Source organism: Rosistilla oblonga, assembly GCF_007751715.1.
Lineage (GTDB): Bacteria > Planctomycetota > Planctomycetia > Pirellulales > Pirellulaceae > Rosistilla > Rosistilla oblonga.
The window spans coordinates 3,545,131-3,571,489 of the sequence record NZ_CP036292.1 but is presented as its reverse complement, the minus strand read 5'-3'; the positions used below and the strand labels follow the sequence as shown (position 1 = coordinate 3,571,489).

22 protein-coding genes are annotated in these 26,359 nt (G+C 57.7%); 14 read left to right on the top strand and 8 right to left on the bottom strand.

The annotated features are described in order from the left end of the window. Positions 1-206: 206 nt before the first annotated feature. The 4 genes from CA51_RS12740 (at position 207) to CA51_RS26170 (ending at position 7,623) form a co-directional block, all read left to right on the top strand. Positions 207-2,180 carry a heavy metal-binding domain-containing protein gene (locus CA51_RS12740; protein WP_197451836.1) on the top strand — a complete coding sequence of 658 codons (1,974 nt, stop codon included), beginning with the start codon at positions 207-209 and terminating at the stop codon, positions 2,178-2,180. Continuing rightward, positions 2,173-2,715, top strand: coding sequence for a four helix bundle protein (locus CA51_RS12735; RefSeq protein ID WP_145121124.1), 543 nt, complete (start codon positions 2,173-2,175; stop codon positions 2,713-2,715). The genes CA51_RS12740 and CA51_RS12735 overlap by 8 nt, the downstream gene beginning before the upstream one ends. Continuing rightward, positions 2,708-6,352 (top strand): efflux RND transporter permease subunit, encoded by a 3,645-nt coding sequence (locus tag CA51_RS12730; RefSeq protein ID WP_145121122.1) that lies wholly within the window; start codon positions 2,708-2,710, stop codon positions 6,350-6,352. Before CA51_RS12735 ends, CA51_RS12730 begins: the two co-directional genes overlap by 8 nt. A gap of 110 nt (positions 6,353-6,462) precedes the next feature. Continuing rightward, complete coding sequence (locus tag CA51_RS26170) at positions 6,463-7,623, top strand: hypothetical protein (protein ID WP_231746154.1); 1,161 nt, start codon at positions 6,463-6,465, stop codon at positions 7,621-7,623. 162 nt (positions 7,624-7,785) lie between these two features. Here the strand turns inward: CA51_RS26170 and CA51_RS12720 are convergent, their stop codons facing one another. Continuing rightward, positions 7,786-8,064 (bottom strand): metal-sensitive transcriptional regulator, encoded by a 279-nt coding sequence (locus CA51_RS12720; RefSeq protein ID WP_145121120.1) that lies wholly within the window; start codon positions 8,062-8,064, stop codon positions 7,786-7,788. A gap of 182 nt (positions 8,065-8,246) precedes the next feature. Between CA51_RS12720 and CA51_RS12715 the strand changes: the two genes are divergently transcribed. The 6 genes from CA51_RS12715 to CA51_RS12690 all read left to right on the top strand — a co-directional run bounded on the left by CA51_RS12715 (position 8,247) and on the right by CA51_RS12690 (position 13,549). Beyond that, entirely contained in the window at positions 8,247-8,501 is a 255-nt protein-coding gene (locus CA51_RS12715; RefSeq protein ID WP_197451801.1) for a transposase family protein, read from the top strand. Positions 8,502-8,716: 215 nt separating this feature from the next. After that, positions 8,717-9,760, top strand: coding sequence for a zinc-dependent alcohol dehydrogenase family protein (locus tag CA51_RS12710; RefSeq protein WP_145121115.1), 1,044 nt, complete (start codon positions 8,717-8,719; stop codon positions 9,758-9,760). Positions 9,761-10,189: 429 nt separating this feature from the next. After that, a complete protein-coding gene (locus CA51_RS12705) occupies positions 10,190-10,672 on the top strand; it encodes a carboxymuconolactone decarboxylase family protein (protein WP_231746153.1) in 483 nt (160 codons plus the stop codon). A 256-nt stretch (positions 10,673-10,928) separates the two neighbouring features. After that, positions 10,929-11,675, top strand: coding sequence for an SDR family oxidoreductase (locus tag CA51_RS12700; RefSeq protein WP_145121113.1), 747 nt, complete (start codon positions 10,929-10,931; stop codon positions 11,673-11,675). A gap of 92 nt (positions 11,676-11,767) precedes the next feature. Continuing rightward, entirely contained in the window at positions 11,768-12,589 is an 822-nt protein-coding gene (locus CA51_RS12695) for a haloacid dehalogenase type II (protein WP_145121111.1), read from the top strand. 108 nt (positions 12,590-12,697) lie between these two features. Continuing rightward, positions 12,698-13,549 carry an alpha/beta fold hydrolase gene (locus CA51_RS12690; protein WP_145121109.1) on the top strand — a complete coding sequence of 284 codons (852 nt, stop codon included), beginning with the start codon at positions 12,698-12,700 and terminating at the stop codon, positions 13,547-13,549. A gap of 291 nt (positions 13,550-13,840) precedes the next feature. On the opposite strand, the gene CA51_RS12685 is transcribed toward CA51_RS12690, so the two are convergent. Further along, the gene (locus tag CA51_RS12685; protein WP_145121107.1) at positions 13,841-14,707 is read right to left on the bottom strand and encodes an alpha/beta hydrolase; all 867 of its coding nucleotides are present in this window, start codon (positions 14,705-14,707) and stop codon (positions 13,841-13,843) included. Between the two features lie 88 nt (positions 14,708-14,795). Further along, on the bottom strand, positions 14,796-15,182 hold the full coding sequence (locus tag CA51_RS12680; protein WP_145121105.1) for a group II truncated hemoglobin: 387 nt from the start codon (positions 15,180-15,182) through the stop codon (positions 14,796-14,798). Positions 15,183-15,626: 444 nt separating this feature from the next. On the opposite strand from CA51_RS12680, the gene CA51_RS12675 reads away from it, so the two are divergent. Continuing rightward, the gene (locus CA51_RS12675) at positions 15,627-16,034 is read left to right on the top strand and encodes a globin (protein WP_145121103.1); all 408 of its coding nucleotides are present in this window, start codon (positions 15,627-15,629) and stop codon (positions 16,032-16,034) included. 350 nt (positions 16,035-16,384) lie between these two features. Here CA51_RS12675 and CA51_RS12670 read toward each other — a convergent pair whose 3' ends face one another. Next, on the bottom strand, positions 16,385-17,869 hold the full coding sequence (locus CA51_RS12670) for a sulfatase family protein (RefSeq protein ID WP_145121101.1): 1,485 nt from the start codon (positions 17,867-17,869) through the stop codon (positions 16,385-16,387). Positions 17,870-18,061: 192 nt separating this feature from the next. Here CA51_RS12670 and CA51_RS12665 point away from each other — a divergent pair, with 192 nt between their 5' ends. The 3 genes from CA51_RS12665 to CA51_RS12655 all read left to right on the top strand — a co-directional run bounded on the left by CA51_RS12665 (position 18,062) and on the right by CA51_RS12655 (position 21,673). After that, positions 18,062-19,972 (top strand): ArnT family glycosyltransferase, encoded by a 1,911-nt coding sequence (locus tag CA51_RS12665; RefSeq protein ID WP_197451800.1) that lies wholly within the window; start codon positions 18,062-18,064, stop codon positions 19,970-19,972. A 17-nt stretch (positions 19,973-19,989) separates the two neighbouring features. Continuing rightward, entirely contained in the window at positions 19,990-20,403 is a 414-nt protein-coding gene (locus CA51_RS12660) for a hypothetical protein (RefSeq protein WP_145121097.1), read from the top strand. A 238-nt stretch (positions 20,404-20,641) separates the two neighbouring features. Next, a complete protein-coding gene (locus tag CA51_RS12655) occupies positions 20,642-21,673 on the top strand; it encodes a helix-turn-helix transcriptional regulator (RefSeq protein WP_145121095.1) in 1,032 nt (343 codons plus the stop codon). Here the strand turns inward: CA51_RS12655 and CA51_RS12650 are convergent. Genes CA51_RS12650 through CA51_RS12635 form a run of 4 tightly spaced genes read right to left on the bottom strand, consistent with a single transcriptional unit; the run spans position 21,643 to position 26,333 of the window. Beyond that, positions 21,643-22,074, bottom strand: coding sequence for a gamma-glutamylcyclotransferase family protein (locus CA51_RS12650; protein WP_145121093.1), 432 nt, complete (start codon positions 22,072-22,074; stop codon positions 21,643-21,645). The genes CA51_RS12655 and CA51_RS12650 overlap by 31 nt on opposite strands. Before the next feature lie 49 nt (positions 22,075-22,123). Beyond that, the gene (locus CA51_RS12645; protein ID WP_145121091.1) at positions 22,124-23,383 is read right to left on the bottom strand and encodes a hypothetical protein; all 1,260 of its coding nucleotides are present in this window, start codon (positions 23,381-23,383) and stop codon (positions 22,124-22,126) included. Further along, positions 23,380-25,710: a serine/threonine protein kinase gene (locus CA51_RS12640; protein ID WP_145121089.1), complete on the bottom strand. Its 2,331-nt coding sequence runs from the start codon at positions 25,708-25,710 to the stop codon at positions 23,380-23,382. The genes CA51_RS12645 and CA51_RS12640 overlap by 4 nt, the downstream gene beginning before the upstream one ends. Beyond that, entirely contained in the window at positions 25,707-26,333 is a 627-nt protein-coding gene (locus tag CA51_RS12635; RefSeq protein ID WP_145121087.1) for a sigma-70 family RNA polymerase sigma factor, read from the bottom strand. Before CA51_RS12635 ends, CA51_RS12640 begins: the two co-directional genes overlap by 4 nt. Between the last annotated feature and the right edge of the window lie 26 nt (positions 26,334-26,359).

The following is a 26,359-nucleotide window of genomic DNA, read 5'->3' as shown; positions in this document are numbered from 1 at the left end:
AGCGAACCGAAGAACCGGAACCCGACATCACGGATGTGGCTGTGGGAAGTATGGGAGATGAGAAGACGGGGAGTCAGGGAGATGGGGAGCGGGGGAGTCTGGAAGACGTTGCGCCCACGGGCTCCCCGTCTCCTTCACTCCCAGTCTCCCAAACTTCTTCACTCCCAGACTCCCCCTCCACTTTGACATGGCTGTTGCGCACTGGCGTGCAGGCCGCAACTGTTGTTGTCGTCGCCGGGCTCGTGTTCTTCTTGCTCGGTGTCGCACAGCGAACGAAGTGGTTGACCGCTGATGGTTTCTCGGGCGGCAAAGACGCAGCCGTGGCGGAAGTCGGCGGTGGCGAAGACAAGCGATACATTTGTCCGATGATGTGTACGCCACCGTCGACGGAGCCAGGCCGTTGCCCGGTTTGTGCGATGGAATTGGTTGAAGCAACCGGCGGCGGAGGAGGCGACGGCATTTCGGTCACGATTGAACCATCTGCCCGCCGGCTCGTTGGCATTCAAACCGCCATGTCCACCATGGGTGAAGTCAATCGAACGATTCGCACGATCGGATCGATCGACTTCGATGAAAGCCGGTTGTCGACGATCAGTGCCTACGTCGACGGGCGTTTGGAAAAGATGTACGCCAACTACGCCGGCGTGAAAGTCAACGAGGGCGACGACCTTGCGTTGCTCTACAGCCCACAGCTGTACACAGCGCAAACCGAATTTGTGAGCAGCATGAACAGCGGCGGAAAGGTCGGTCGGTTCCAGTTGGACGACGGCGACCTTAACGCGATGGCTCGCGAGAATTTGGCAGAACTTGGAATGACGCAGTCGCAGATCGACCAACTTGCGCAGTCAGGCAAACCCATGTCGCGGGTTCGCATCAAGAGCCCGCAGAGTGGAACGGTAATCGAAAAGTCAGCTGTTGAAGGAGACTACGTCAAAACGGGACAAAAGCTCTACCGAGTGGCCGACCTGAGTAGCGTTTGGATGATGTTGGATCTGTTTCCCGACGACGCCTCGGCGGTTCGATTTGGCCAGCAGGTGGAAGCGGAAATCCAATCGATGCCGGGCGAAATCTTTACCGGGCGAGTTGCTTTCATCGACCCGACGGTTAACCCGAAGACGCGAACCGTTCGTGTCCGCGTCGAGATCATGAATTTTGATGGCAAGCTGCGACCGGGGGACTACGCGACGGCTCGCGTCACCGTCCCCGCGATCCCGATGGATCAAGTTTACGATCCGGCGCTTGCGAACAAATATATCAGCCCAATGCATCCGCAAGTCATCCGCGACGATCCAGGCAAATGCCCACTTTGCGATATGGATTTGGTTCCGACATCGCAGCTCGGATTCGCGGATAAACCGTTGCCGATGCAGCAAGTCGTCACCGTTCCGCGAGACGCCGTCTTGTTGGCCGGTGAAAACAGTGTGATCTACGTCGAGACCGAGCCTGGACGGTTTGAGATTCGCCGAATCACTGTTGGTCCGATGAATCGCAAGGAAGCGGTCATTGTCGAAGGATTGGCCGCTGGTGAGACGGTTGCGACAGGCGGTAATTTCCTGATCGACTCGCAAATGCAACTCGCCGGAAATCCATCGTTGATGGACCCAACAAAAGCACCGAGCTATTCGCCAGGACCACTCGAACTTCCTCAAGCCAACCCCGTTGTGCTGACTAACGACACGGGGAAATCGCTCGATCGAACTTACGATGCCTACTTTGAGATTCAACGTGCGATGGCCGCCGACCAAACGCCTCCGCCCGTCGTGCTGAATTCACTTATCGCAGGACTTCGTGAACTGGAAATGGCGCCCGAAGTTCCCGATGGAGCGCAACGTAACTTCGCGACCGCTCGCCGCGCAGCCTCTCGCATGGACGGCTCGCTGGAAACCGCTCGCGAAGCCTATCGTGGCGTCAGCCACGCGATGTTGAAAGCGGCTACGGTTGTTCGCGGCCAGAAGACGGCCGAGAAGCTTACGCATTACTACTGCCCGATGGTTCCTGGCGGCGGAGGCGACTGGATGCAACCCGGCGGCGAATTGCAGAACCCGTATTGGGGCAGCGAGATGCTGACGTGTGGGGAGTTAGTCGGGGAGTCGGGGAGATGGGGAGATGGGGAGATGGGGAGATGGGGAGATGGGGAGATGGGGAGATGGGGAGATGGGGAGGTGAGTCGAAATGAGTGATCGTATCTATAGCCATCGCGATTTGATCGTGTATCAGAAGTCGTTTGCGGCGGGGAAGCGAGTGTTTGAATTGTCGCAGACGTTCCCTCGCGAGGAGATGTATTCGCTGACGGATCAAGTGCGGAGGTCTTCGCGTAGCGTGAGTGCCAACATCGCTGAGGCATGGCGAAAGCGACGTTATCAAAAACACTTTTGCAGCACGTTAAATATCGCCGAAGCCGAAGCCGCCGAAACGCAAGTTTGGATCGAATACGCCAGTGCGCATGGCTACATTGATGACGAGACTGCTTCCAAAGCGAGTGCATACTACGAAGAGATTCTTCGGATGATCGTGAAGATGATTCACGGTTCATCGAATTGGTGTGACTTGAAAAGCAGAGAAGCGGGGAAGGCTGGCAGGGAGGGAGTACGGGAATCTGAGAGCCGTTATGGAATCGCGCATGAATCTCGAGTGATCGATCAATACGCGCTGCTCTCCCCATCTCCCGATCTCCCTGACTCCCCCTCCTCTGCAGCGGAGTCCAAAGATGCTTAACCACCTGATTCGCTTCTGCGTGAAAGAACCCTGGCTCGTCGTCTTGCTAACCGTCGGTCTCAGCATCGCCGGCTGGATCAGTTTCAAGTCCATCCCAATCGACGCGATTCCGAACATCGGCGAGAACCAAGTCATCGTGTTGACGCCTTGGCCTGGACGGTCCCCCAAGGACATCGAGGACCAAGTCACGTATCCATTGAGTGTTTCACTGCTTGCTGTTCCCGGTGCTGAATCGGTGCGTGGCAAGAGTATGTTCGGTTACAGCTTTGTGCAGGTGACATTCAAAGACGAGATCGATTTCTATTGGGCTCGCAGCCGCGTCTCCGAGCAATTGGGCAGCGCCGCGTCTCAGCTTCCCGATGGCGTCGTTCCGCAACTTGGCCCCGACGCGACGGGACTCGGCCAGGTCTATTACTACACGTTACAGCCACCCGACGCAGGCATGGGCCTGGCAGAACTTCGCAGCATGCAAGACTTCGTCGTGAAATATGAATTGCAAGCTGTCGAGGGCGTCAGCGAAGTTGCTTCGATTGGCGGTTACGTTCGCCAGTATCAAATCGAAGTCGATCCCGACAAGCTTCGCTTTCACAACGTGTCGTTAGATAAGCTGGCGATGGCGATCAATGGATCGAACTTGGACGTCGGGGCGAAGACAGTTGAAACGACCGGTATGGAGTTTATCGTCCGCAGCAAGGGTTTCCTCGGATCTGGCGGTGACAAGGACAAAGCGGTCGAGGATATCGAAGAGACCGTCATCATGCAGCGCGACGGGGTTCCCGTTCGTGTTCGCGACGTCGCCGATGTGCAGATCGGCCCGGACTTTCGCCGCGGTGCGTTGGACTACAACGGAGTTGAAGCGGTTGGTGGCGTGGTAGTGATGCGTTACGGCGAGAACCCGCGAGTTGTGATCGACCGAGTGAAAGAGAAGATTGCTGCGATCACGCCATCGCTGCAAGGCGTGACGATCCATGGCGTCTACGATCGCAGCGGCCTGATCGACGAAACGATGGAGACTCTTACGCACGCGTTGCGCGACGAAATCATCATCACAGCGATCATCATCCTGTTGTTCTTGTTGCACATCCGCAGCAGCTTTGTTGTCGCAATTTGTTTACCAGCAGCCGTGCTGATGTCGTTCATTGCGATGCGAGTTGTCGGCGTTGGTGCGAACATTATGTCGCTAGCGGGGATCGCGATCGCGATTGGAACCATGGTCGACATGGCGATCATCGTTTCGGAGAACATCTACCAGCATCTGGCTGAGTGGGAAAAGCGAGTTGGCAGAGGAGGAGTTGGGAGTCAGGAAGCCTCTCCCTCACTCCCACCTCCCACCTCCCCTACTCGCGCAGCCGTCGTCTACGACGCGACCATCGAAGTCGCACCCGCCGTCGTGACCGCCGTGGCGACAACCATCGTCAGCTTCCTGCCAGTCTTCTTTTTGACCGGCCGCGATTACAAACTGTTTTCCCCCCTGGCTTACACCAAGACTTTTGCGATCGCTGCAGCAATGATCGTTGCCGTCACGATCGTACCGGCATTGTGTCGTTTGATGCTGCGAAGCAATGTGCGTCGTAAAACAACCGCGTTGGTTGCTGCGTTGTCGCTCTCCGGATTGCTCGGTGCCGCGGCGCATTTTCTATGGGGATCGCGACTTGCAGAACGGTTTGGCTTCGAGACTTGGATTGTGACCGCGATCGCAGCCACAATCGGCTTCATTGGCGGTTGGCAGTTGATGCGAGAACGGATTCGGCCGATCGAAGAGATTCCGTCGAGCCGCTTTGTCCGCTGGATATACGCGGCGCGACTGCGACATGCTCTGAATTACAAAGCAATTGCTCTCTCTTTTCCGGCTGTGCTGTTGGTCGTCGGCGTAGGGGCCTACGTCGGGATGCCGACCGTGCTGCGCCCCATCGAGAAAGTTGCGAATCTGTTTGGTGCTGATCTGAATGATTTTCCTGGCTACGTTGATGCCAAGCATGTCTTCACCGGTTTGCAAAGCGACGACTGGATCGCGCTGGACGAAGGAAGTTGGTTTTACATGCCGACGCTTTACCCAGCGGCCAGTTTTTCGCAAGCGATGCAGGTGCTGCAGACGCAGGATGTTCTGATCGGCCAAATTCCCGAGGTCAAAGATGTGCTAGGCAAGATCGGCCGTGTGGAGTCTGCACTCGATCCCGCTCCGGCGGCGATGGTCGAAACGTATGTGATGCTGAAACCCGAAAGCGAGTGGCGAGAAGGGGTGACCGCCCGCGATGTGTGGGAAGAAATCAACCGCGTCGCAACCCTACCGGGCGTCACACCCGCTTCGGCGCTGCAACCGATCGAAGGCCGCGTTGTGATGTTGCAATCGGGAATCAAGGCTCCAATGGCCATCCGTGTGTATGGAGATGAGTTGGAGACGCTTGCCGACGCCGCGATGGACGTTGCCGCAGAGCTAAAGAAGTCACCGTTGATCAACGCCGGCACCGTCAATCCCGACATCGTACTCGGCAAACCGTACGTCGAGTTCACTGTCGATCGCGAGGCGGCATCGCGGTACGGAATGAGTTCGTCGATGGTGAACCAAGTCATCGAAACGGCGCTCGGTGGAATGAATCTTATTAAGACGGTCGAAGGGCGAGAGCGTTATCCCGTGCGGCTTCGATACAACCGCGACCTGCGTGAACAGATCGACGGCCTAAAACGTTTGCCAATCGTCACGCAATCCGGCGCCGTTGTCCCGCTAGAAGAATTCGCGAAGCTCGAGACGACTTGGGGGCCGGGGGCGATCAACAGCGAAAACGGACGGTTGGTTGCTCATGTTTCCTTCATGACCAACGGCGTTAAAGGGGATCTGGAGTCGGTTGAAGCAATTGAAGATCAGTTAAGGGAAGCGCAGATGGGGAAAGGCGAGCAATGGGAGATGGGGAGAGTGGGAGACGACTCGGGTGGTACCAGTCTCCGCGACTCTCCGGCTCCCACTCTAAACCTCCCCGCCGGGTATTCCCTCGAAGCCGTTGGCAGTTTCCGAAACCAGATTGAAGCAAACCTGCGACTGATGTGGATCATTCCATTGGTGATCAGCATCAACTTGCTGTTGATTTATCTTGAGTTCCGAAACTTCGCGATTTCGTTGGCTGTTTTTTCCGGTATCCCCGTCGCGTTCGCGGGCGGGATGATCGCGGTCGCCACGATGGACGTGGAACTCAACACGGCGGTGTGGGTGGGTTTCATCGCGCTATTCGGGCTCGCGGTCGACGATGGCGTCGTGATGGCAACCTACATCCATCAACTTCTGAAGAAACGCAAAATCAAATCGGTCGAAGACATTCGCAATGTGGTTTATGAAGCGGGCCTAAAACGTATTCGCCCCTGCATGATGACGACGGTGACGACGCTCGCCGCGTTGCTCCCGGTCTTGATTGCGACGGGCCGCGGTGCTGACGTTGCCCGAGCGATGGCGATCCCGGTGTTCGGTGGCATGCTTGCCGAACCGTTCACCTCTTTCATCGTGCCGACGCTTTATAGCGGATATCTGGAATTAAAAATGCGATTCGGATTTCAAGACGAGCTTTTTGAGGAAGCAAGGGAAGTGGGAGTTGGGAGAGAACGAGATGCACGATTACTCCCCTCTCCTTCACTCCCGACTCATACCTAATTTTCAGTTTGCCCGTGAAGAAAGTCACAACTCGGGCATCCAATCAATCAACCTCACCTAGATCGACGGACGCAACGGATGGGTCCTAACTTTCACAACGGAGTTCTCACATGAAACGGACACTCATTATCACTGCTTTCTCACTCGCGATTTCCACATCGTCAGTGTTTGGGCAAACGATTCAGTCGCAGGATCATCACGCGGGACACAACCATGCGACGACCGGCACGACGAAGGCTCGCGAAATAAATCAAGCGGGGCCGCATGGTGGCAGCTTGAAGCAAACCGACAACTTGCAAATCGAAACGATTGTTTCACAGGGGGGGCTGCGAATGTTCGTCTACGACCGAACCGGTCACCCCGTCTCAGTCGATCAAGGACGGGGAGCCGCCTCGGTTCGAGTCGAGGGTCATGCGAAACGCTATCGCTACGACTTGCTTCCCGACGGCAAAGGGGCCCTGACCGCTCCAGTCAATCTTTCACAGCTTGCTGGGCGACAGATTGACGTCGAAATTCAGTTGGTCGGGATGAAAGCGGCGGGCGGAAGCGTCGTTAGTTTCAACGAAGTCGCCACGGTTCCTGCCAGCGAACAGCAATTGGCCGCTGCCGCGATTGGGCGTCAAAAGATATGTCCCGTCAGCGGCAAGCCGCTCGGCAGCATGGGCGATCCCGTCGCCGTCGATATCAATGGGCAGAAACTCTACGTTTGCTGTGCGGGCTGCGTCGACGCAGTTAAATCAAACCCGGCTAAGTATGCCACCGGTCGTCCACAAATCACGGTCACCACGGCGACACAAGCCGACGCTGCGGCCATCGCTGCCCAGAAGGCTTGCCCCGTGATGGACGAACCGCTCGGTGGCATGGGAACCCCGATCAAGGTCATGGTTGGCGGCAAACCAATCTATCTTTGCTGCAAAGGCTGTATCAAGAAGGTTCAAGCCGAGCCTGCGAAGTATCTGGCGATGGTTTACGGAAAGCAGATGGGGAGTGGGGGAACCGAGGAGTCCGGGAGTGTTGTTGCAGGAACCGAACAAGTTCGTGAGGGCATCTTCAAAGTGGTCGCGGCCGACGCACCTTTCATTGCAGCACAGAAAAAGTGCCCCGTGATGGACGAACCGCTCGATGCGATGGGCGGACCATACAAAGTGAACGCGGCCGGTAAAGCGATCTACATCTGTTGCCCCGGTTGCGCAAAGAAGATCGCAGCCGAGCCGAACAAGTGGTTGGCTGTCTTGAAATCAAAAGGAGTCGAAGCTCCGCTGATTAAGTAGGGGAGCTGGGAGTGGGGGAGATGGGGAGCAAATTGTTCTCCCAGACTCCCCCACTCACGACTCCCGATCTCGTCTACGCGGGGACGGTGTCGCGGCTGATTCACGCAAGTGATGACGTCACCACGCCGTCCCTGCCTTTTTCAGCTCCCTGCCCCGCTCTGCTCACTCGGAGTACTTACGAAACACCTTCATCAGCTCTTCGATCTTCTCGTCGCGGTCTTGGGCGTTTCCACGTTCGATCGCATCGCTGACGCAGCTCTTGACGTGTTGTTCCAGCACGATCTGGCCGACCTTATTGAGTGCTCCCGTCGCAGCCGACAACTGCATCAAAATGTCGACGCAATACTCTTCGTCCTCGATCATACGACCAACCGCTTCGACTTGTCCGATGACACGCCGGAGTCGGTTGTTGAGCTTCTTTTTCTCGTCGTCAGAAAGCATGCGTGGGAACTTTAGATAGGCTGGCTCTGCAAGAAGCCCGATTTTAGCGTGATAGGGCGATCGTCGTTAGATGGGGCTCGATTTGATCACAGGGCTATTCAGTGTTTGCATTTGTGGGACTTGCTGCGTAGTGTTCTCCGTCGAGGTTAATGGAGTTGCATTCAACCTGCGGAGAGACGACTGTGAAAGTTCCCGCTGCTGGTAGTTTGCTGGCCATCTTGGCAGCAATTCCCGACTATCGCGGGCGAAAGGGACGACGCCATTCTTTAGCTGCCATGCTGGCGGCGATCATTTGTGGGCTCTTAACCGGAGCAAAAGGATGCACTGCGATTGCTCAATGGTTGCACGATCAAGAACCGGAGTTTTGGCATTCGATTGGCTTCACAAGAAAGCCGCCAACATCAAACTGTTTTAGAGATGTATTGCTCGGCTTGTGACCAAACCGATGGAAATCATATCCATCTTGCAGGACTGAATAGCCCTTGCGATGCGTCGGTTCGCGATCAGGGCAAATCAATGTTTTAATTTCAGCTATCATCCGTCCGTGCCAGGCTCACGGGGCGTCCGCACCGACGGTGCAATCATTTTTTGCCTGGCGTACGATGCTCGGTGTTGCAAGTCGAGCGTGGAATTAACAGGAACCAGAGAGACGATGAAAGCAGCGATCTACAGCGAGTTTGGCGGTCCGATATCGATCGAGACCGTGCCCGATCCGACGCCGACCAAGCGAGGGGTCGTGATCCGCGTCGAAGCTACCGGACTGTGCCGCAGCGACTGGCACGGCTGGATGGGGCACGATCCCGATATCCGGTTGCCACATGTCCCGGGGCACGAGTTGGCCGGAGTGATCGAAGCGGTCGGCAGCGACGTTGGTTCTTGGCGAGTCGGCCAACGCGTGACGCTTCCTTTTGTCTGCGGTTGCGGCAGTTGTCCGCAATGTTCCGCCGGACACCAACAGGTCTGCGACCGTCAGTTCCAACCCGGATTCACGCACTGGGGCAGCTTTGCCCAATACGTCGCGATCGATTACGCCGACGCGAATCTCGTCGCAATTCCCGAGACGATCGATTTCGCGACCGCCGCCAGTCTGGGCTGCCGGTTTGCCACCGCGTTCCGAGCGATCGTCGATCAGGGGCAGGTTCGCGGCGGACAATGGGTCGCCGTACATGGAGCCGGTGGCGTCGGACTCTCCGCGATCATGATCGCAAACGCAATGGGTGCCCATGCGATCGCGATCGATATCGACGATCAAAAGCTGGAATTTGCGCGAACCGTCGGCGCAGTCGCGACCGTCAATGCGCAAAACACGGAGGACGTTGTCGCTGAAATTCAAGCGATCACCGGCGGGGGAGCCGATGTCTCGATCGACGCTCTAGGAAGCCCAACAACTTGCTTCAACTCAGTCGCTTGCCTGCGAAAGCGAGGCAAACACGTGCAGGTTGGATTAATGCTTGCCGACCACAAACATCCTGCGGTTCCGATGGACAAAGTCATCGCTGGCGAGTTGGAAATTCTGGGGAGCCACGGGATGCAAGCGCACCGCTATCCGGCGATGCTTGCAATGATCGCCGCTGGAAAACTGAAACCGGAAAAACTGATTGGATCCAGGATCCCCTTGTCCGACGCCGTCAACGCACTGCCGGCGATGGATCGACATCAAGGGACTGGCGTCACGATCATCGATCGCTTTGCATAGCGTCAGCTCGCGCTGCAGCCGAGGTTCCAAAACGTCACTCGCCGAGCCTTATGAAAGTATCACTAGGCTGAAGTTCGTCCATAACCCAACTGTCCGGCTCCATCGCCTCTCATTTCGCAGACCTTCGGCTCGGCATCTGCTTCGCAACGTTCGGTGCTGCGAGATTCGCCTTCCTTCAGCTAAAGTCTTGACCGCTCGGTACAGACTCCATAGAGTGAATTAGTAGCGAGAGAAGCGTTTTCCCCACGTGCGACGCAGCAAAGCCAAGAGGATACCGGCGGGGTCACCTCTTTTTTTCAGCAAGTCTGTACCGAGCAGTCCAAACAACGGAGAACTTAACGATGACCGACTTCAACGTCCACACGATCGAGTCCGCTCCTCAAGCGAGCAAGCCACAACTGGAACATAGCCAGAAGACTATATGGCTTTGTGCCGAATCTGCACGGCGTGATGGCGGAATCGCCAGCGTTGTTGGAAGCCTACCGTACGGTCTCCGCGATCTTTGACACAAAAACCGACCTCAGCACGACCGAGCGGCAGATCATCGCGATGACCAACAATCGGCTCAACGGTTGCACGTACTGCATGGCTGCCCACACGTCGATCATGCAGGCGGGTAAGGTTCCCGACGATGTGATCACCGCACTCCGCGATGGCACACCGATTGCGGATCCAAAGCTGGAAGCACTGCGAGTCTTTGCGGAACAGGTCAACGAAAAACGGGGCTGGATCGAGCAGAGCGACATCGATGCGTTGTTGGCCGCTGGATGCACCAAACAGACGGTCTTCGATGTAATCGTCGGAACGGCTTACAAGGTCCTTTCCAACTACACAAACCACGTCGCCCAAACGCCTGTAGACGCTGCGTTCGCGAAAAACGAATGGACCGCCGAAACCGAACGCGTCCAGTGACAATTGCACATGCCAACACACTTCACCCACCTGGCGAAGCAGGGAGGGTCGAAAAACGAGCGTTTAGCGAGTTTTGCGCGGAGGGCTGAATAAGACAACAAGCACAACGGAAGCGACGGCGACGCGCCTCCCCGAACATCGCTTCGCTAGTTAGACCCTCCTCCAACTGACGTTTGAAGAGGGGGAAGAGTTTCCAATTTTACGAGTCCACACCAACTACACAGTGCTCAGTCGAGCTTCCTCTTGGAGAAACAAAATGACATTTGACGTAACAAACAAGACAGTTTTGGTTACCGGTGCGAATCGCGGAATTGGCAAAGCGATCTTGGAAGAGGCTTTGCATCGAGGAGCCGCCAAGGTCTACGCAGCGGTTCGAAACGTGGATTCGGCGGCGTCACTCGTCGCCGAGCATGGCGACAAGGTCGTTCCGATCCGCATCGACCTCGATGATCCCTCATCGATCACTGCGGCCGCTGAAACCGCAACCGACGTCGACGTTGTCATAAATAATGCGGGCGTCCTCAAAACTTCTTCGGCAGTCGCAGCCGATGCGGTGGAATCGTTGCAGTTCGAAATGAACGCCAACGTCTACGGTTTGCTCCGCGTCGCCCAAGCGTTTGCTCCCGTCCTAAAAGCCAACGGCGGTGGAGCGTTCGTGCAACTCAATAGCGTCGCATCGGTCAAGACCTTCGCCGATTTCGCCACCTACTGCGCCTCGAAGGCAGCCAGTTATTCGATCACCCAAGGGCTGCGTGAAACATTGCGGGAACAGGGCACTCAGGTAGTGAGCGTCCATCCCGGCCCGATCGATACCGACATGGGGGCGGCAGCCGGGTTCGACGATGCCGCGTCGCCGTCGTCGGTAGCAACCGAAATTTTCAACGCCCTTGCGGAAGGGCGGTTCCACGCTTGGCCCGATCCCGTCGCCCAACAGATCGGCGGTGCCTACCAAAGCTTCTCCGAAAATGTCATCGAAGCGGACATGCAAGAGAGCCCCGCGTAATTTCACGCACTCTCGAATACCAAACGGTCCTGCGTTTCACACGCAGGATTCAGTCAACTCACGATTCCTTACCGGCAAATTGCAAGACCATTATGAAACGCACACTTTTCACGATCGCACTGACATTCTGTGCACTGGCACTCACCAGTAACACCACTCGCGCTCAAGACGCCCCGACCGACAAGTCGTCGAGCACGGCAAACGAATCAGGAGCCGAGATGCCCAGGCCCAAAGTCATCATCTTCGACGTCAACGAAACGTTGCTCGATCTCTCGCCGTTGAAGACTTCAGTTGGCAAGGCTCTCGGCGGTCGCGAAGACCTCCTGCCGCTGTGGTTCTCGACGATGTTGCACTACTCGTTGGTCGAAACACTCACCGACAACTATCACCACTTCGGCGAGATCGGTACCGCGGCGCTGATGATGGTGGCCAAGACGCAGGGAATCGACCTCGATTACGACACTGCCAAAGCCGCGATCGTAACGCCGCTTCGCTCGCTGCCGCCACACGCCGACGTCGTCGTCGGAATCACTTCGCTGTCGAAGTCGGGATACAAGATCGTCAGCCTTACCAATTCATCGGCTGCGGGGGTTGAAACGCAGTTCAATAACGCGGGGCTGACCGAGCTGTTTGAAAAGCGTTACACGGTTGAGAGTCTCAAAAAGTACAAACCGCATCCCGATACCTACCGGATGGTACTAAAAGATCTCGGCGTCCGCCCCGAAGAGGTTTTGATGGTCGCCGCGCATGCCTGGGATATTGCGGGAGCGACCAACGTAGGTCTACAGACCGCCTTCGTCGCTCGCCCAGGCAAGACGCTGTATCCCAACGCCCCACGACCCGACTACGTCGTCAAAGATCTTTCGGAACTGGTGCAGGTTTTGCAGAAGACTAAACCTGTGGCGGCGAAGTAGCGAGCCTTCGCATCTCCTCTTCGTGCAGGCGATTGTGTCTGCACGCTCCCGTCACGCCGTTAGCGCATCTGCGATTCGAAACCTCAATCTTGTGACAGGAGTTCCAGCATGGATTTTCAAACCTTCCGACAACGTCAAAAGAACATCACGATCGACGGGATCATCGACGAACCGGTGACCGTCGCCTATACGGACGTCGGCGTCGGCGAGCCGTTGCTGTTGTTGCACGGCATACCAACGTGGTCGTTCCTCTTTCATGAGATTATCGATCCGCTGTCGCAGCGCTACCGCGTTATCGCTCCGGACCTAATCGGATATGGATACAGCGACCACCGCGATCGCTTCGACCGGTCGATCGAGGTTCAAGCCGACATGATCGAACGCTTCCTCGACAAGCTCGGCATACCCACCGCACATTTCGTCGCCCATGACATTGGTGGCGGTGTCGCGCTAATCTTAGCCGATCGGTCGCCGGACCTCGTCCGTACAATGGTACTTTCAAACAGCGTCGCGTACGACAGCTGGCCCATCGACGAGATGCTCCAGCTAGGACACCCTCGCAACGCGAAGATGGCCCCGGAGGACGTGAAGCAGTTGATGGAGAAGGCGCTCGATGTTGGACTATCGCGACCGGACCGACTGACCGACGAATTCCGAACAGGCATCGCGAAGCCTTATCTAGAACCCGATGGAATCGTCAGCTTGGTTCGCAACGCCGCGAGCCTAAACACCAACCACACCACGAAGTTAACAGACCGCATAAAACAGTTGACGCAACCCACGCTGCTGCTGTGGGGCGTCGACGATCAGTGGCAGCCTGTCTCCACGGCGGAACAGTTGGTCAAAGATATGCCCAATGCAAAATTGCATGCTGTTGAAAACTGTTCCCACTGGGTCCCCCAAGACGCTCCCGAAGAGTTCGCCGGCGCGGTGCTCGAATTTCTGGACCATGTTGGCTGATTCCATCGTTCCGATAAAAGCCATGTTGGGTTCCTTTACGCGCTACCCAAATAGCGTTGCGACTGTTGCGAGGCCACGGCGAGCCCATCCACAGACATACGCCGCAAGTGTCTGCTTATCGCGTCGTTTTGTTCTTGGGTACGCCAAATGGTGAGCAAACGATTGGTGGATGTGTCTTGGAAATGCCTTGGCTCGGGGGTGGGCGGTGTTCCAGGAAGATAATCAATCTTTGTAGCGTCCGCTCACAGACTCCCTCCCCTGTCGATTTGTTGTTTAAGTTCCGTCGAGGACCTACGGCTGTTTCGTTAACAGCTTCGTATCGACTAGCCATTCGCACAGCCGCTTGGGCCAGTCTCCGGCGGCAGTTGTGGTGCCGGGGCGGAAGCCGAATCCGTGGCCTGCGTTGCTGTAGACGTGCATCTCGCAAGGAACGCCAGCCGCTTTGTATTGCAGATAGACATTGGCCATTCCAACGGCGATGTCTTCGCGGTCGTGATACCCAAACGCGATAAAGGCCGGCGGCATGCCGGGCTCAACGGTGAAGGTCGCCGACTTGCCGGGATAGATCAATCCTTGGAAGTCGGGGCGACTGCTGACACGTTCGATCGGATCATCGCTCTTCGGATCGCCTGCTTCGGGGTGCATTGCTGCGTAAGCGGCCAGTTCTCCCCCGGCGGAGAAGCCGACGATGCCGATCCGATTGGGATCGATCTTCCACGCCTTCGCATTGGCTCGCACCGTACGGATCGCCCGGCGAGTGTCGTCCATCGCATGCCCTTCCAACGTGTAGTGGGAATCGGGCTCGCGGCACAATCGATATCGCATCACAAACGCAGCGATCCCATGCTCCGCAAACCACTCCGCCAACGCGTCACCTTCGTGCCCCAAGCAAAGCTTACTGTGCCCACCACCGGGCGCGATCAAGATCGCCGTCCCGGTCGCTTCACCTTCGGCGGGTAAATAGGGAGTGATCGAGGGATGGTGCACGTTGCTGACGTTGGTCCCTTCCACCTTCTCCGGTTCATTCATCCGGTCGACCGAACCAGGAGCTCCGTCGGCCCAGAGTGGAATCTTGGCCGGCGACTGGGCGGCGGACGTTTGTACGAAACAGAAAACCGAGAGACTCAAAACGCAACCAAACGCAAGCAATCGTGTCATAACACCGCCGGATTTTTAGGGGAGGGAAACTAGAGAGATTTGCTCGCCATTGTAACTGCATCGCGGCGAGCTTGGACTGCGTGAGTTCCTATTCCTGGCGATTCCGCATATGGTCGGCCGTTCGGTAGAACGAGTGTTTCAGTTGCGCGGCGAGATGGATGTCTTCGACCAATTCGTCGATCGCTTGATTCATGCACAAAAGCCATTGATCCCGTTCCGACTGACCAATTGAAAAGGGCATATGTCGGGCGCGGAGCATCGGGTGGCCGTATTCTTTAATGTACAGCGACGGCCCGCCGAAAAAGCCGGAGAGAAACTTGAACAGCTTGTCGCGCGACTCGCTCATATCATCGGCATGCATCTTGCGAATCGTCTCCGCCGCCGGCAGTTCATCCATCAGGTCGTAAAACCGATCGACCAACCGCCGCACCCCGTCGGCTCCTCCCAATTGAGTGTAAGTTGTTTCGGGATCCATTCTATTGTTCCTGTGGGTGGAGCGAGAAAGCGAATTCAGCTTCCGACAAATCCCAGGTTTTAAGCCGAGCATCGGACTCGACGCAACCGCCCCAAACCGTGGATTGCAAGTCAGTTTAGATGCGATGCATCGGACGACGATCGAGTTCGAGCCCGCGGATAGGTCCGCCCGCCTAATTCGCTTACATCTGCGGTCGATTAACTACATTTAGGCCAATCGCTTGCATCTCGCCACGCGATCCGCAAGAATCTAGCCGCCCCCCCGTCTTGCCGCACCGCCCTGCACCTGCAGAGCGACCGCAGATAAAGACGCAAACGCAAGTCAAACCGCGAACCCCGGCTTTTCAAGTGCCTCTGGGAGCGGTCGTTTTCTGCCATATGACACAACGCGGCGTTGAAAACTTTCGGTTCGCTGGTCCCACATACTCACATCCCCAGGCCGATAATGGACGACCTCCCTCCCAAGGATCTGTTCCTACAAAGCGTCGCTCGTTGCACCGCGTCGGCTGCGTTCATCCCCGCGTTCTACGACCGGTTCACATCCGCTTCGGACGAGATCCGGGCAAAATTTCGATTCACCGACTTTGAACAACAAAACAAAGCGCTCAAACGCTCCTTGGAAATGTGTGCGTTTGCGATAGCAGGCACGCCCGAAGCGCTCGCTGAGCTCACCGCGCGTGCGAAGACGCACGATCGCGATCACCTAAACATCGAACCGCGATTTTACGACATCTGGGTCGATACGATCATCGAAACCGCAGCCGAATACGACGATCAGTGGTCCGATGCAATCGAAGCGGCTTGGCGACGCGTGCTCAGTCACGTCGTGAAACACATGATTCGGAAGTACTGAACAAAGTCGCCAGGCGATACAGAGCAAACCGTCGCACCACCGATGTTATGGCACGTCCAGACGCGGTTAACATCAACGGATAACCTAGCGCCACGTTCTCGCGTGCCGCCACTCATTGGAAACTGCCCGGTCCATTAAGAAGGAGGCCTCATTGCGACGACTACCCAGGTTTCGCATTTCCATCGTTGCTCGCAGTGAGACATCGTCTTCAGCGTAATGAGGCTCGATGCGGCGAGCGGGAACTGGCGGCACCGTTCAGCTTGCAGCGCTCAGGCCGACAGACGCGCCGCCGCGCTACCGAAGAAGGCAACGCGGCAAAAACGCGTGAATCGAACAGCCAGCCGTGTCGACTACTGCAACAGTTGTGGTACTGGCTCAACTCCCTTAGCCAATTCGCCCCGTTGGCGCTGTCCCGCTCCGGCAACGCCCAAGTCTCCCAGATCGGCGCGGGCTTCGTCCGCCAATTGGCTCAGTCGCGCCACGATCTCGGGATGTTCCGCGGCGACGTTTTTATCGCATCCGATATCGGTGACGACGTTGAACAACAGCGGTTGTGGCGGCAGTTTGCTACTGAAGTGAGGGTGCCCAGAAACTTTGGCCTCGGGTAGAAACAATTTCCATTCTCCACTGCGGACCGCGTGCAATTGATCTTGATGGTAATAGTAGAAGGCTTTGTAAGGAGTTGTCGCTCCCGATTCGCCATACAGTAGCGGCGCGATGTCGTGGCCGTCGATCTTGCGATCGGTCGGCGGAGCGCCACCAGCAAGCTTGGCAAAAGTCGGCAGCAGGTCCATCGTCGTGGCGAGTTCCTCGCAAACGCTTCCCGCCGGAACCTTGCCCGGTTGCCAAACGATCGTCGGCACGCGGAACGCTCCTTCGCTGGTCGTGTAGCCGCGGCCGTGCAGCGGGAGATTCGAACCGCGGCTGAGGTCGGCTGGGTTGCGATTGATCGGAGCGCCGTTGTCGCTGGTCCAGACGACAAGCGTGTTTTCGGCGATCCCAAGTTCTTCCAACTGATCTAACATTTGCCCCATCGACCAATCGAGTTCTTCGATCGAATCGCCCCAGGGGCCGTTTTTACTTTTGCCCCGAAACGCGTCGCTCGAAAACGGTGTGCTTGTACTGCCGGGCATCGCCTGCGGGAAATAGAGGAAGAACGGCTCGTCTTTATGGTTAGCGATCCACTCCATCGCCTTTTCGGTGTAGCGTTTGGTGAGACCGTCGCGATCGCACGGCGCTTCGATCACCGTGTCGTTCTCCATCAGAGGCAATGGCGGCCACTGCGATCCATCCTTATCCCAAACCCGCTCGGTCATGTCGTCGGAATAGGGAACACCGAAGAACCAATCAAATCCCTGGCGAGTCGGCATGAACTGAGGTTGATCGCCGAGATGCCATTTACCAACCATCGCGGTCGCATAGCCTTGCTGTTTCAGGACCTCCGCGATCGTCTGCTCTTCGGGGTTGAGTCCGTAACGCGAAACGGGACGCAGCACCCAACCGTCGCGTGGATTCATATGCATCCCAACTCGCTGCGAATAGCAACCGGTGATGATGCTGCTGCGCGAGGGCGTGCAGACTCCGGCGGTGACACAAAAGTGCGTGAACTTGCGTCCCTGGCGAGCCATCCGATTCAGATTCGGAGTGCGATGCAGCGTCGAACCAAACGGTTCGATATCGCCGTAACCGAGGTTGTCGCAGTAGATGATGATGAAGTTCGGTGGGCGTTTTTCGTCAGCCGCCGCATCGACAGTATTGGTCAACGGCAGCGGCAGGGTGTGAGCGGCGAGGTACAACGCCAAAGCAATGCAAGCATTCAAAAGGGTGCGTGGCATGGGAGGGCTTTCGAGGTGGGGCAATGCGAACTAGATAACGTCTGGATTCTTCCGCCTTGTGCACTGCCTATGCTAACGCTGCGCGGTGGCCTTTTCAGCATCCAACCGAGGGAATCTGGTCTTTATTCGGAGACAGGAAATTGAGTATTGCTATCTGTCTAGATGCGTTTTACCTCTCGGGAGTCCGTTCCATTGCGATCATGGATCATTGTCAGCTGTTTTTGTGCGATCGTGTTGCTTGCCGATCTCGGCGGAGCCCGCCTGTGGGACCGCGATGAACCGCGCAACGCCCGCTGCGCTGCGGAAATGCTCCAAAATGGCGACTGGATCGTGCCAACGTTCGCTGGTGAACTAAGGTCGCACAAGCCGCCGCTGCTGTATTGGATGCAGATGGCGAGCTATCAAGTCTTCGGCGTCAACGAGTTTTCCGCCCGGCTGCCGTCAGCCCTCTGCGGGCTGGGAACCGTTTTGCTGACGATTTCGATCGCCACGCGCTTGCTCGGCCGCCGCGTTGCTCCATGGGTCGGCATCTCGCTAGGGACGTCGTTGATGTTTGTCCTCGCGTCGCGCGCCGCGACCCCGGATGGGCCACTGATCTTTTGCTCGACCTTGGCGATCGCGATCTACGTTCACCTTTCGCATCGCGTGGTGGGGCCCGAAGCACCCGGCGGAGTCGAATTCCACTGGCCTAATACTTTCGGGTGGGTCGCCGTTTATGCAGCCTGCGGACTTGCGGTTCTGGCCAAGGGGCCGATCGGGCTGTTATTACCCGGATGTGTGATCGGACTGCACGCGATCTGGCAATTAAATCGCTTGAAAAATGAAGCGTCGCAAAGATGCCTGTCCTTTTCGGATTCGCCCGAAATCGGCGATTCAAATCGATGCCTGTCCTCTTCGGAATCGAAACGATGCCTGTCCCTTTCTGGAACGGGGCAGGGCGGAACCATCCGTCGGAGTGCCACTCGGCTGGCGTCTGTATTCATGGCCGTCGTCCGCTTTGTCATCGCTGCGATCACCACCGCATGGCGGATGCACCCCTTCCTCGCGATAGCCGTTGTGCTGTTAGTCGCCGGGCCTTGGTATGTCGCCGTGGGGCGGGCAACCGATGGTGTCTGGTTGCGCGAGTTTTTTCTGGAACACAATGTCAGCCGTGCCCTCAGCCCAATGGAGGGGCACGACGGCCCGCCCATCCTGTTCTACTTGGCCACGCTGCTTGTCGGCACCTTTCCCTGGTCGATGTTTGCGATCCCGATCGTGATCGCAGCGTACGACGGCTACAAGAAGCAACCCGAAGTCCGCCCGGCTATCGTCCTGTCAGCTTGCTGGGCCGCCGTCTACGTCGGCTTCTTCTCGATCGCCGCGACGAAACTCCCCAGTTATATCACCCCCTGCTACCCGGGCGTGGCTCTCTGCATCGGCTGGTTCCTGCATCGCGTGGGCGAGTCGCAATTCGACCGTCCACGCTGGCTGAAGGCTGGCTATTTATGTGGCATCGCCGTGGGAATTGGGATCGCGATCGGATTAGCCGGTCCGGCAACCGAGATCCTGCCCGACGCGTCGATCGTTGGCATCGCGGGGATCGTGCTGGCCGTCGCCAGTTGTATCGGCGCAGCGTTGACCGTCGAAAAACATGCCGATCTCGGGATCCGATCGTTTGTTGTCGGCGGCGTATTAGCCACCGGGCTGCTCTTCTCATTGGGGCCCCGATTGGCGGACAACCACCGCAGCGAATTGAATCTGTTGATGCAACAGCTGTCCGATCACTCGCGCGACGAGATCATCGTCGCTGGTAACATCGAACCGAGCTGGGTGTTCTACGCCGACGGCGCTTTGCCCGCCGTCGAAATCGACGACAACGGGCGATGGCTCAATCGGCTATCGGACCACCTGCAAGAATCCGAGGGTTCGGTCGCCTTGGTCCGCGGCGAACAGATGTCGCGGCTGACCAGCCATATGACGAACCGATTTGGTTCCGAATCGATGGACGTCGTCTCGCGAGCTCGCGGATTTTTGACAAAAGACGACTGGGTCGCGGTTCGATTAAACGCCTCCCCCGCTCGTATCACAGCAAATCCTCAAGAAGAAACAACCCCAAACTACTAACCTCAAAGGAGGTCATCATGGTCCCTCGAATGTTCCCAATTTTCCTGACGCTTGTCAGTCTCGTCTCGTTGGCCTGCGCCCCAAGCTCGGTGATGGCACAACCGCCAAAGATCGAAGCCGATGGGCCGTCGGTTTTCAGCAAATTGAATCCGCTGAATTGGTCCGCTCCTAAAATGCCAAGCATTAAGTTTCCGACCGTCTCGCAAAAGAAGAAGGTTACCAAGTCGAAGCAGCCCGGCTTTTGGAGCAGCGTCGGCACAAGCACTCGATCGGCTTGGGACAAGACGACCGACTTCCTGAACCCCTTCGACGATAAGCCGAAGAAAAAGAAGAAGTCGGAGAGTTTTCTCAGCAAGTTGACTAAGCCGGCCGAAGAACCGCGTCCTATCAGTACCGTCGGCGACTTCCTGCAACAAAAGCATCCTTATTAACCGACGTTTGCGGGGCTTCGAGCCGCAAGCCGGAGTTCCCTACGCTGGTGCCGGGGGGGGCGTGAGATCGCTCGACGTCGTCTGTCGAGCATCGGTGGGGACTCGTTCAGGCGGGCCCCAATGCTGGCATCAAAACCTCTCCTTTCCCTGAGCGGCGGAGGCGTTAGGATGGATTGCAGCGGCGCAGGCGGGCTGTGACCGCTGACTAAATCGATCCGATCGCAACACGGGTTCATGGATGGCGAGAAACGAGCAACTGATTCGGCAGCACAAGATCCTGCAACTGTTGGAAGATGCCAGGTACGGGCGGACGTTGGATGAAATCCGCGACGATCTGATCACCGATCTGGGGCTGTCGAAGCTTCACGAACGAACGGTCCGCCGCGATATCGAAGCGTTGCAATCGGCCGGCTACGATCTCGATGTCGAAACCAATCAACGCGGCAAGGTCTGGAAATTGGGCCGCGTCGATCGTGGCATCCATAAGATCAGTGCGACCGCGACGGAATTGATCGCGCTATCGATCGGCCGCGATCTTTTGAACCCGTTGGCGGGAACCCAGTATTGGCAGGGGGTCGAATCGTTTTGGAACAAGTTGGAGGAAGAGGTCCCCAACGGCGTCTACGACCACTATTCCAAGTTCCGCGAAACGCTGTGCGTCTACGGCGTGCCAACGAAGACCTACGAGAAGCACGCGGGAATCCTGCGGACGATCAATCGCGCGATCGTCGAGCACCGGATCGTCGAAATCGATTACCAGTCGCCAGGCCGGGCCGGTTCGACGCGGCGGATCGAACCGTACGGATTGGCGATCTATCAATCCAGTATCTACGTGATCGCGGCAGCTGAAGAAGTCGAAGATCCCAAAGAGCGAATGCGGCACTGGAAGTTGGACCGGTTCACCAAAGCGACGGCGTTGGACGAATGGTTTAAGCCCGATCCCGATGTGGACATCCAAACCCATCTCAATCGCAGCTTTGGAATCTTCTCGGGCGAGGCGACCGAAAGCGTTCAAATCCGTTTGTCCTCGTTTGGCGCAGCTTGGGTTCGCGAAGATCCCTGGCATACCGAACAGCAATTGGATATGCAACCCGACGGCGGTGCGATCCTCACCGTCTCATCGGCTCACCCTCGGGAACTGATGCCGAAACTACTGTCGCTGGGCGCCGAGGCGGAGGTGATCGGGCCCGAATCGTTCCGCACAGCCGTCACCGACGTGATCGCTCGGTTGGCGAAGACCTACGCTGTCGAACCAAGCGACGGCCATTGAACCGGATCGTCGGCGGGCGATTTGATCCGCTGGCCTGCCATCAAATATTCGGTCCGAGCGTAGTGGTAGGTGTATGCCTTCGAGTCCGCAGCGGCAGCATCGGGCCGCAAGTGCCAGGGAACCTGCAGGCGGTTGTAGAGATTGTTAGCGCGGCTGGCGTCATAATCTTCGATCTCGTCCAGCACCGCCAGTGTCTGTTGCACGTGCTGTGGTGCGATCGACCACACCTCTCCCGCGACCCAGTCGCCCCCGGCGATCATCGCGGGGTAGGGCCCAAGGTCGTACAAGCAGCCCCGCACAAACGCGGCCTGGATTTGAAGCGGAGCGTGCGGCCACATTCGCTCGCGGCACTCGCCTCGCTTCAGCGTTCCGTAGACAAAGAAGTTGACCGCAGCGTCCATCGAATCTCAACTCCATCGTCCGCCTGGCGGCAGCGAGCTAGCGGCGGCTTCAGCGTTTGGGAACCATGCCCAACGGTTGTTCGGAACGTTGACGCAGCGCTAGGCACGAGGCGACGGCGATCACGCCCACGGCGGAGGCTAAGCGATGATGAGTCGCCAAGGAATCGAAGACGATCGCCAACTGAGTCGGCTGTTCCGCAACGCCTTCGCTGCCAACATCCCCATCGGCGGCGACAAACAATTGCGTCATCTTCAGCCCGCCGTAGGAATACGCGGTTCCGACGAGATCGTTGCTGAAGTCGGTGTTTAAGTCGATCATCTCGCTTCGCGCCAACTGGGACAGCTGCTGCTCGAGATCGGAATTCTGAACGATCCAACCATCCAAGAAGTCGCCGTTGCGATCGCTGCCCGCATTCCAGACACGCTCCTGCTGCAGGTCGCTTCGCAGGTTGGCGATTAGATCTGCGGCGGTGTTCGCATCGAGCTTCCGCATGCCGTCGGCAAACAGCAATTGTCCCGCGGTCAGCGGAGCAAGGTGTTGTTTGAAAGCTGACGACCAAGCTGCGGCCTCAAGGGTCACACCATCACGATCGGCCGGATTCGCTTCTCCCATGGCTGATTCAGCAACGCTCTCGTCGGTCAGTTCGAGGATCGCACGATCGATGCGAGCCGCCGTTTCACTGTCGCTAGTTTCGACGTCAGCCTGCGGTGTCGAAGTTGCCGCCAGGATCGATGCGTCCGATCCCAAGTGCGGCCCTTGATCGCCGCTCTCAGGGCCCCGTTCGCCCTCGGAACCAGCTGTCAAATCGGCAAGCATGTCGTCGGCTGAACCGCCACCAGGTCCGGTGGGAGGTTCGACGTGAACGGGCAACGGTTTGGATCCGGGCGATTCGATGCTCATCGATCCGCTCCACAGCGAATCGCTCCAATCGAACTGCAATCCGATCGGTGCCCCGTTGGAGGCTTGAGCGATCATCGCCAGGCGATCTTGCAATTCGGGAAGCGCAACAAACGTATACTGCGGGCGTAAAACGCTTGCGTCGCCGCCGGAACCGGATGGTCTTCCGTGCCAGTCGGGACGTGCGTCCGACGAGGGAACGCTGCGGAATCCGCGAGCCGCGAAGACGTCGAAGGTCATCACCGAATCGGCGACTCGTACATCGACGGTCCCCAAAACGCGTGGCGGTCCCAGCTCTTGATCGATGTGCGATCCCGAGTCGAGGATCAACCCATCGGCGGCCAACATCGACCGTGATTCCAACGATTCGATGCGAAACGATCGCCGTTTGGTTGCTGCTGACTTTTTCATAACTTGGGATCCACTCGCGATGCCGCGTTTAAGTTCTTCTCAATTCTGCTCAATGCCTGACGATAATGCAACGCCTGGGGTTGCAAACCGACAGCTCGCTGCAAGCGTTCCCGAGCCTCAGTCGACGCAGCTTCAGCCGCTTGCAAATCGCCCGTCCCCCGCTTCAAAACGCTCAGATTGCTCCAAATCCCGCCCGCCTGGTAAGCCAATTCCGCGTCGCTGTCGTCGGATTGATACAGCGGATCGATGATCGATATCGCTTTTTGGAATGTCTCTTCCGCCGCATCCGCTTCGCCGGCCGCAGCTTGCGATCGCCCCAAATTGTTCAACGCGACGGCATATTCGCGGCGGAGGTCGTGGTTCCACGGGAAGGCTTCGAGCATCCGTTCGAACAAACCGATCGAGTCGTTGTAGGCGACGGCGCTGGCGGCGAAGTCGTCGGTTTCGAACAGCAACGCCCCCAAGTTGTTTCGTGCAATCGCCCCCTGGCGCAGTTGTGCCATCGAGCGATCGCGCCGCTTGTCGTCCCAGTTGCACAACAGGTTCAGGTCGCCAGCGACCTCGATCGCCGCATCGGTTGCCCCACGCTGCTTGAACTCCATACATAGATCGTTGAGCGCGACGATCAATTGGCCCGAGGTGAGTGCATCGGTATCGATTCGCCGGGACAACGTGCCGCTCACTTTGGCAAACGCCTGTCGCGCGCCGTCCAGATCGTCTTGAGCAACCCGCAGCCGAGCGAGGTTCACCGACGTCAGCCCCTTCACCGGTCGATTGACCTCCATTTCCGGCAAGCCCTCGGCCGCCGCGACAGCTTCCTGCAACAGGGTCTCTGCAGTTTGCAAATCACCGCGATCGATGCAGACCGCAGCCCATTGGTTCTGCGCGCGGCAACGCAACCGTCGTCGATCGAGTCGCCCGTCGCGATCGTCGAGCGATTCGATCAGTTGCCGATATTCATCGTCGAGCGTTTCGCCAGCGGATTCCGCTTGCATCAACTCACTCAGTTGCAGTTCCGCGATTCGCAGTTGCATCACGGGATCCACTCCGCCCGCCGCGGACGTCCGAGCGATAGACAACATTTGCTTCGCTCCGAACCCTACGCCCAATAGCAGGATCGACGCCGCGGCGATTCCAATCAGCGGACGCGCGTGCCGTCGCAGTCGCCGAGCTGCGCGAACGGCTACGCTTTCCCGGCGGGCGAGGATGCGGTTCCCTTCGGCGAAGCGAGTCAGATCGTCGGCAAACTCTTTGGCCGACGCATACCGCTGGGTGTGGTCGGCGCGGATCGATTTCAGAACGATCGTTTCCAGATCGCGTGGGATCCGCGGATCCCAATGCCGCGGCGGCTGAGGCGTGTTCTGATCGATCCGCCGCAACAAACGAGCGCTGTCGTCGCCGCGGAACAGCGGTCGCAGCGCCAACATTTCATACAGCGTTGCTCCCAAACCGTAGACATCGGTGTGCGGCCCGATCAGATCGACGCGCCCCCGCGCCTGCTCCGGACTCATATAACGGTAGGTGCCGATCAGATCGCCCGTCTTGGTCAAACTCTGCTCTTGATGAATCCGAACCAATCCAAAGTCGGTCAGCCAGAGCTTGCCATCGCGATCGCGGATCACATTTGAAGGTTTCACGTCGCGGTGAACGATCCCGTTCAGATGAGCTTGGTGCAGCGCGTCGGCGATCTCCGCACAACGCAAAGCAATCTGTCGGAAGCGACCCGCTCCACTCAGCAGCGAACCGCCGGCCGAATCCGCAGCGTCGCGTCGGCGTGAGCGAGCCGCCGCGATGTGTTGGTCCAACGAATCGCCATCGATCCGCTGCATCGAATAATAATGAACGGCGTCGTCGCAACCGATCTCGTAGACCGGCACGATGTTCGGATGAGATAACGACTGCGCCGCGCGGGCTTCGCGAGCAAAGCGTTCGATCAGGCCAGCATCCAACGACGAACCAAAGGCCAGGATTTTTAAGGCGACCGCTGCACCAGATCGCTTGTCGGTCGCGGCGTAAACGATTCCCATCGCTCCGCGCCCGATCTCGGGCCCAAGTTCGTAATCGACAAGTCGGCTGGCCCGATCGTTTTCCGAGAACGATTGCCGGACCTGCGCGTCGCTGGCTTGTTGGATCAGGTTCAAACCGGCCAGATATTGGCGAAGCGGTTTCTCCAGATGCCGATGTTCAGCGACGATCGCTTCGATATCGGGCTGCCGTCCCTCTTCGCTATCGATCATATATTGATCGAGCAGTTCGACGAGACGGTCCTGGTCGGCGGGAGAGAGTCCGTCCAAGCAAGCTGTCGAATCGTCGGGGCTAGGCGTCACGCGGGCGTCTCCGCATCGTACAACTCGCGCAACTTCTTCAACGCCCGCAACCACAGCAACCGCGTGGCGGTGGCGGTCCGCCCCATCTCTTGTGCGACTTCGTCGAACCGCAGATTCTGAAAGTTCCGCAGCATGATCACCTGCTGATAGTGTTCGGGCAATTCGACCAACAGGTCGACCAATCGCCGCGTCTCTTCACCTCGGCTGACGATCCGACTGGCCGTCGATTGATCCGAGGCAAGCAGATTCGCCAGACCGGCGGCACTCGAATCGACCGATCCTGCGACTTGATCCAGCGAGACCTCGCGGCGGACGTCGCGTTTGTCGGCTTTCATATGACGCTCGATCGCGCGAAACAGATTCCGCGACAAGATCACCCGCAGCCAAGCCGAAAACTGCTCCGGCGACCGGCCGCGAAAATCGCCAAAGTCGCGGTGCGCCGCAAGCATCGTGTCTTGGACGATATCCGACGCGCTGACGCGTTGCCCCAACCGATGGCTGATCTGCGAAGCCGCCAGCACACGCAAATAGCTGCGATACGTCTCCAACAACCCGCCCAAGGCTTCGGTTTCCCCCTCGCGGGCTTTCGAAAAGGCTTCGTCAAATTGCAAAGGCTTGGCCATTATGGAGGTGCAATTCGCAGGGCCAA

Excerpts from the sequence above, each read along its gene's own strand:
- CA51_RS12675 (WP_145121103.1), top strand. The coding sequence starts at position 15,627 with ATGGACGACCTCCCTCCCAAGGATCTGTTCCTACAAAGCGTCGCTCGT.
- CA51_RS12650 (WP_145121093.1), bottom strand. The coding sequence starts at position 22,074 with ATGGACGCTGCGGTCAACTTCTTTGTCTACGGAACGCTGAAGCGAGGC.
- CA51_RS12730 (WP_145121122.1), top strand. The coding sequence starts at position 2,708 with ATGCTTAACCACCTGATTCGCTTCTGCGTGAAAGAACCCTGGCTCGTC.
- CA51_RS12655 (WP_145121095.1), top strand. The coding sequence starts at position 20,642 with ATGGCGAGAAACGAGCAACTGATTCGGCAGCACAAGATCCTGCAACTG.
- CA51_RS12695 (WP_145121111.1), top strand. The coding sequence starts at position 11,768 with ATGAAACGCACACTTTTCACGATCGCACTGACATTCTGTGCACTGGCA.
- CA51_RS12660 (WP_145121097.1), top strand. The coding sequence starts at position 19,990 with ATGGTCCCTCGAATGTTCCCAATTTTCCTGACGCTTGTCAGTCTCGTC.
- CA51_RS12710 (WP_145121115.1), top strand. The coding sequence starts at position 8,717 with ATGAAAGCAGCGATCTACAGCGAGTTTGGCGGTCCGATATCGATCGAG.
- CA51_RS12645 (WP_145121091.1), bottom strand. The coding sequence starts at position 23,383 with ATGAAAAAGTCAGCAGCAACCAAACGGCGATCGTTTCGCATCGAATCG.
- CA51_RS12635 (WP_145121087.1), bottom strand. The coding sequence starts at position 26,333 with ATGGCCAAGCCTTTGCAATTTGACGAAGCCTTTTCGAAAGCCCGCGAG.
- CA51_RS12700 (WP_145121113.1), top strand. The coding sequence starts at position 10,929 with ATGACATTTGACGTAACAAACAAGACAGTTTTGGTTACCGGTGCGAAT.
- CA51_RS12720 (WP_145121120.1), bottom strand. The coding sequence starts at position 8,064 with ATGCTTTCTGACGACGAGAAAAAGAAGCTCAACAACCGACTCCGGCGT.
- CA51_RS12670 (WP_145121101.1), bottom strand. The coding sequence starts at position 17,869 with ATGCCACGCACCCTTTTGAATGCTTGCATTGCTTTGGCGTTGTACCTC.
- CA51_RS26170 (WP_231746154.1), top strand. The coding sequence starts at position 6,463 with ATGAAACGGACACTCATTATCACTGCTTTCTCACTCGCGATTTCCACA.
- CA51_RS12735 (WP_145121124.1), top strand. The coding sequence starts at position 2,173 with ATGAGTGATCGTATCTATAGCCATCGCGATTTGATCGTGTATCAGAAG.
- CA51_RS12680 (WP_145121105.1), bottom strand. The coding sequence starts at position 15,182 with ATGGATCCCGAAACAACTTACACTCAATTGGGAGGAGCCGACGGGGTG.
- CA51_RS12690 (WP_145121109.1), top strand. The coding sequence starts at position 12,698 with ATGGATTTTCAAACCTTCCGACAACGTCAAAAGAACATCACGATCGAC.
- CA51_RS12685 (WP_145121107.1), bottom strand. The coding sequence starts at position 14,707 with ATGACACGATTGCTTGCGTTTGGTTGCGTTTTGAGTCTCTCGGTTTTC.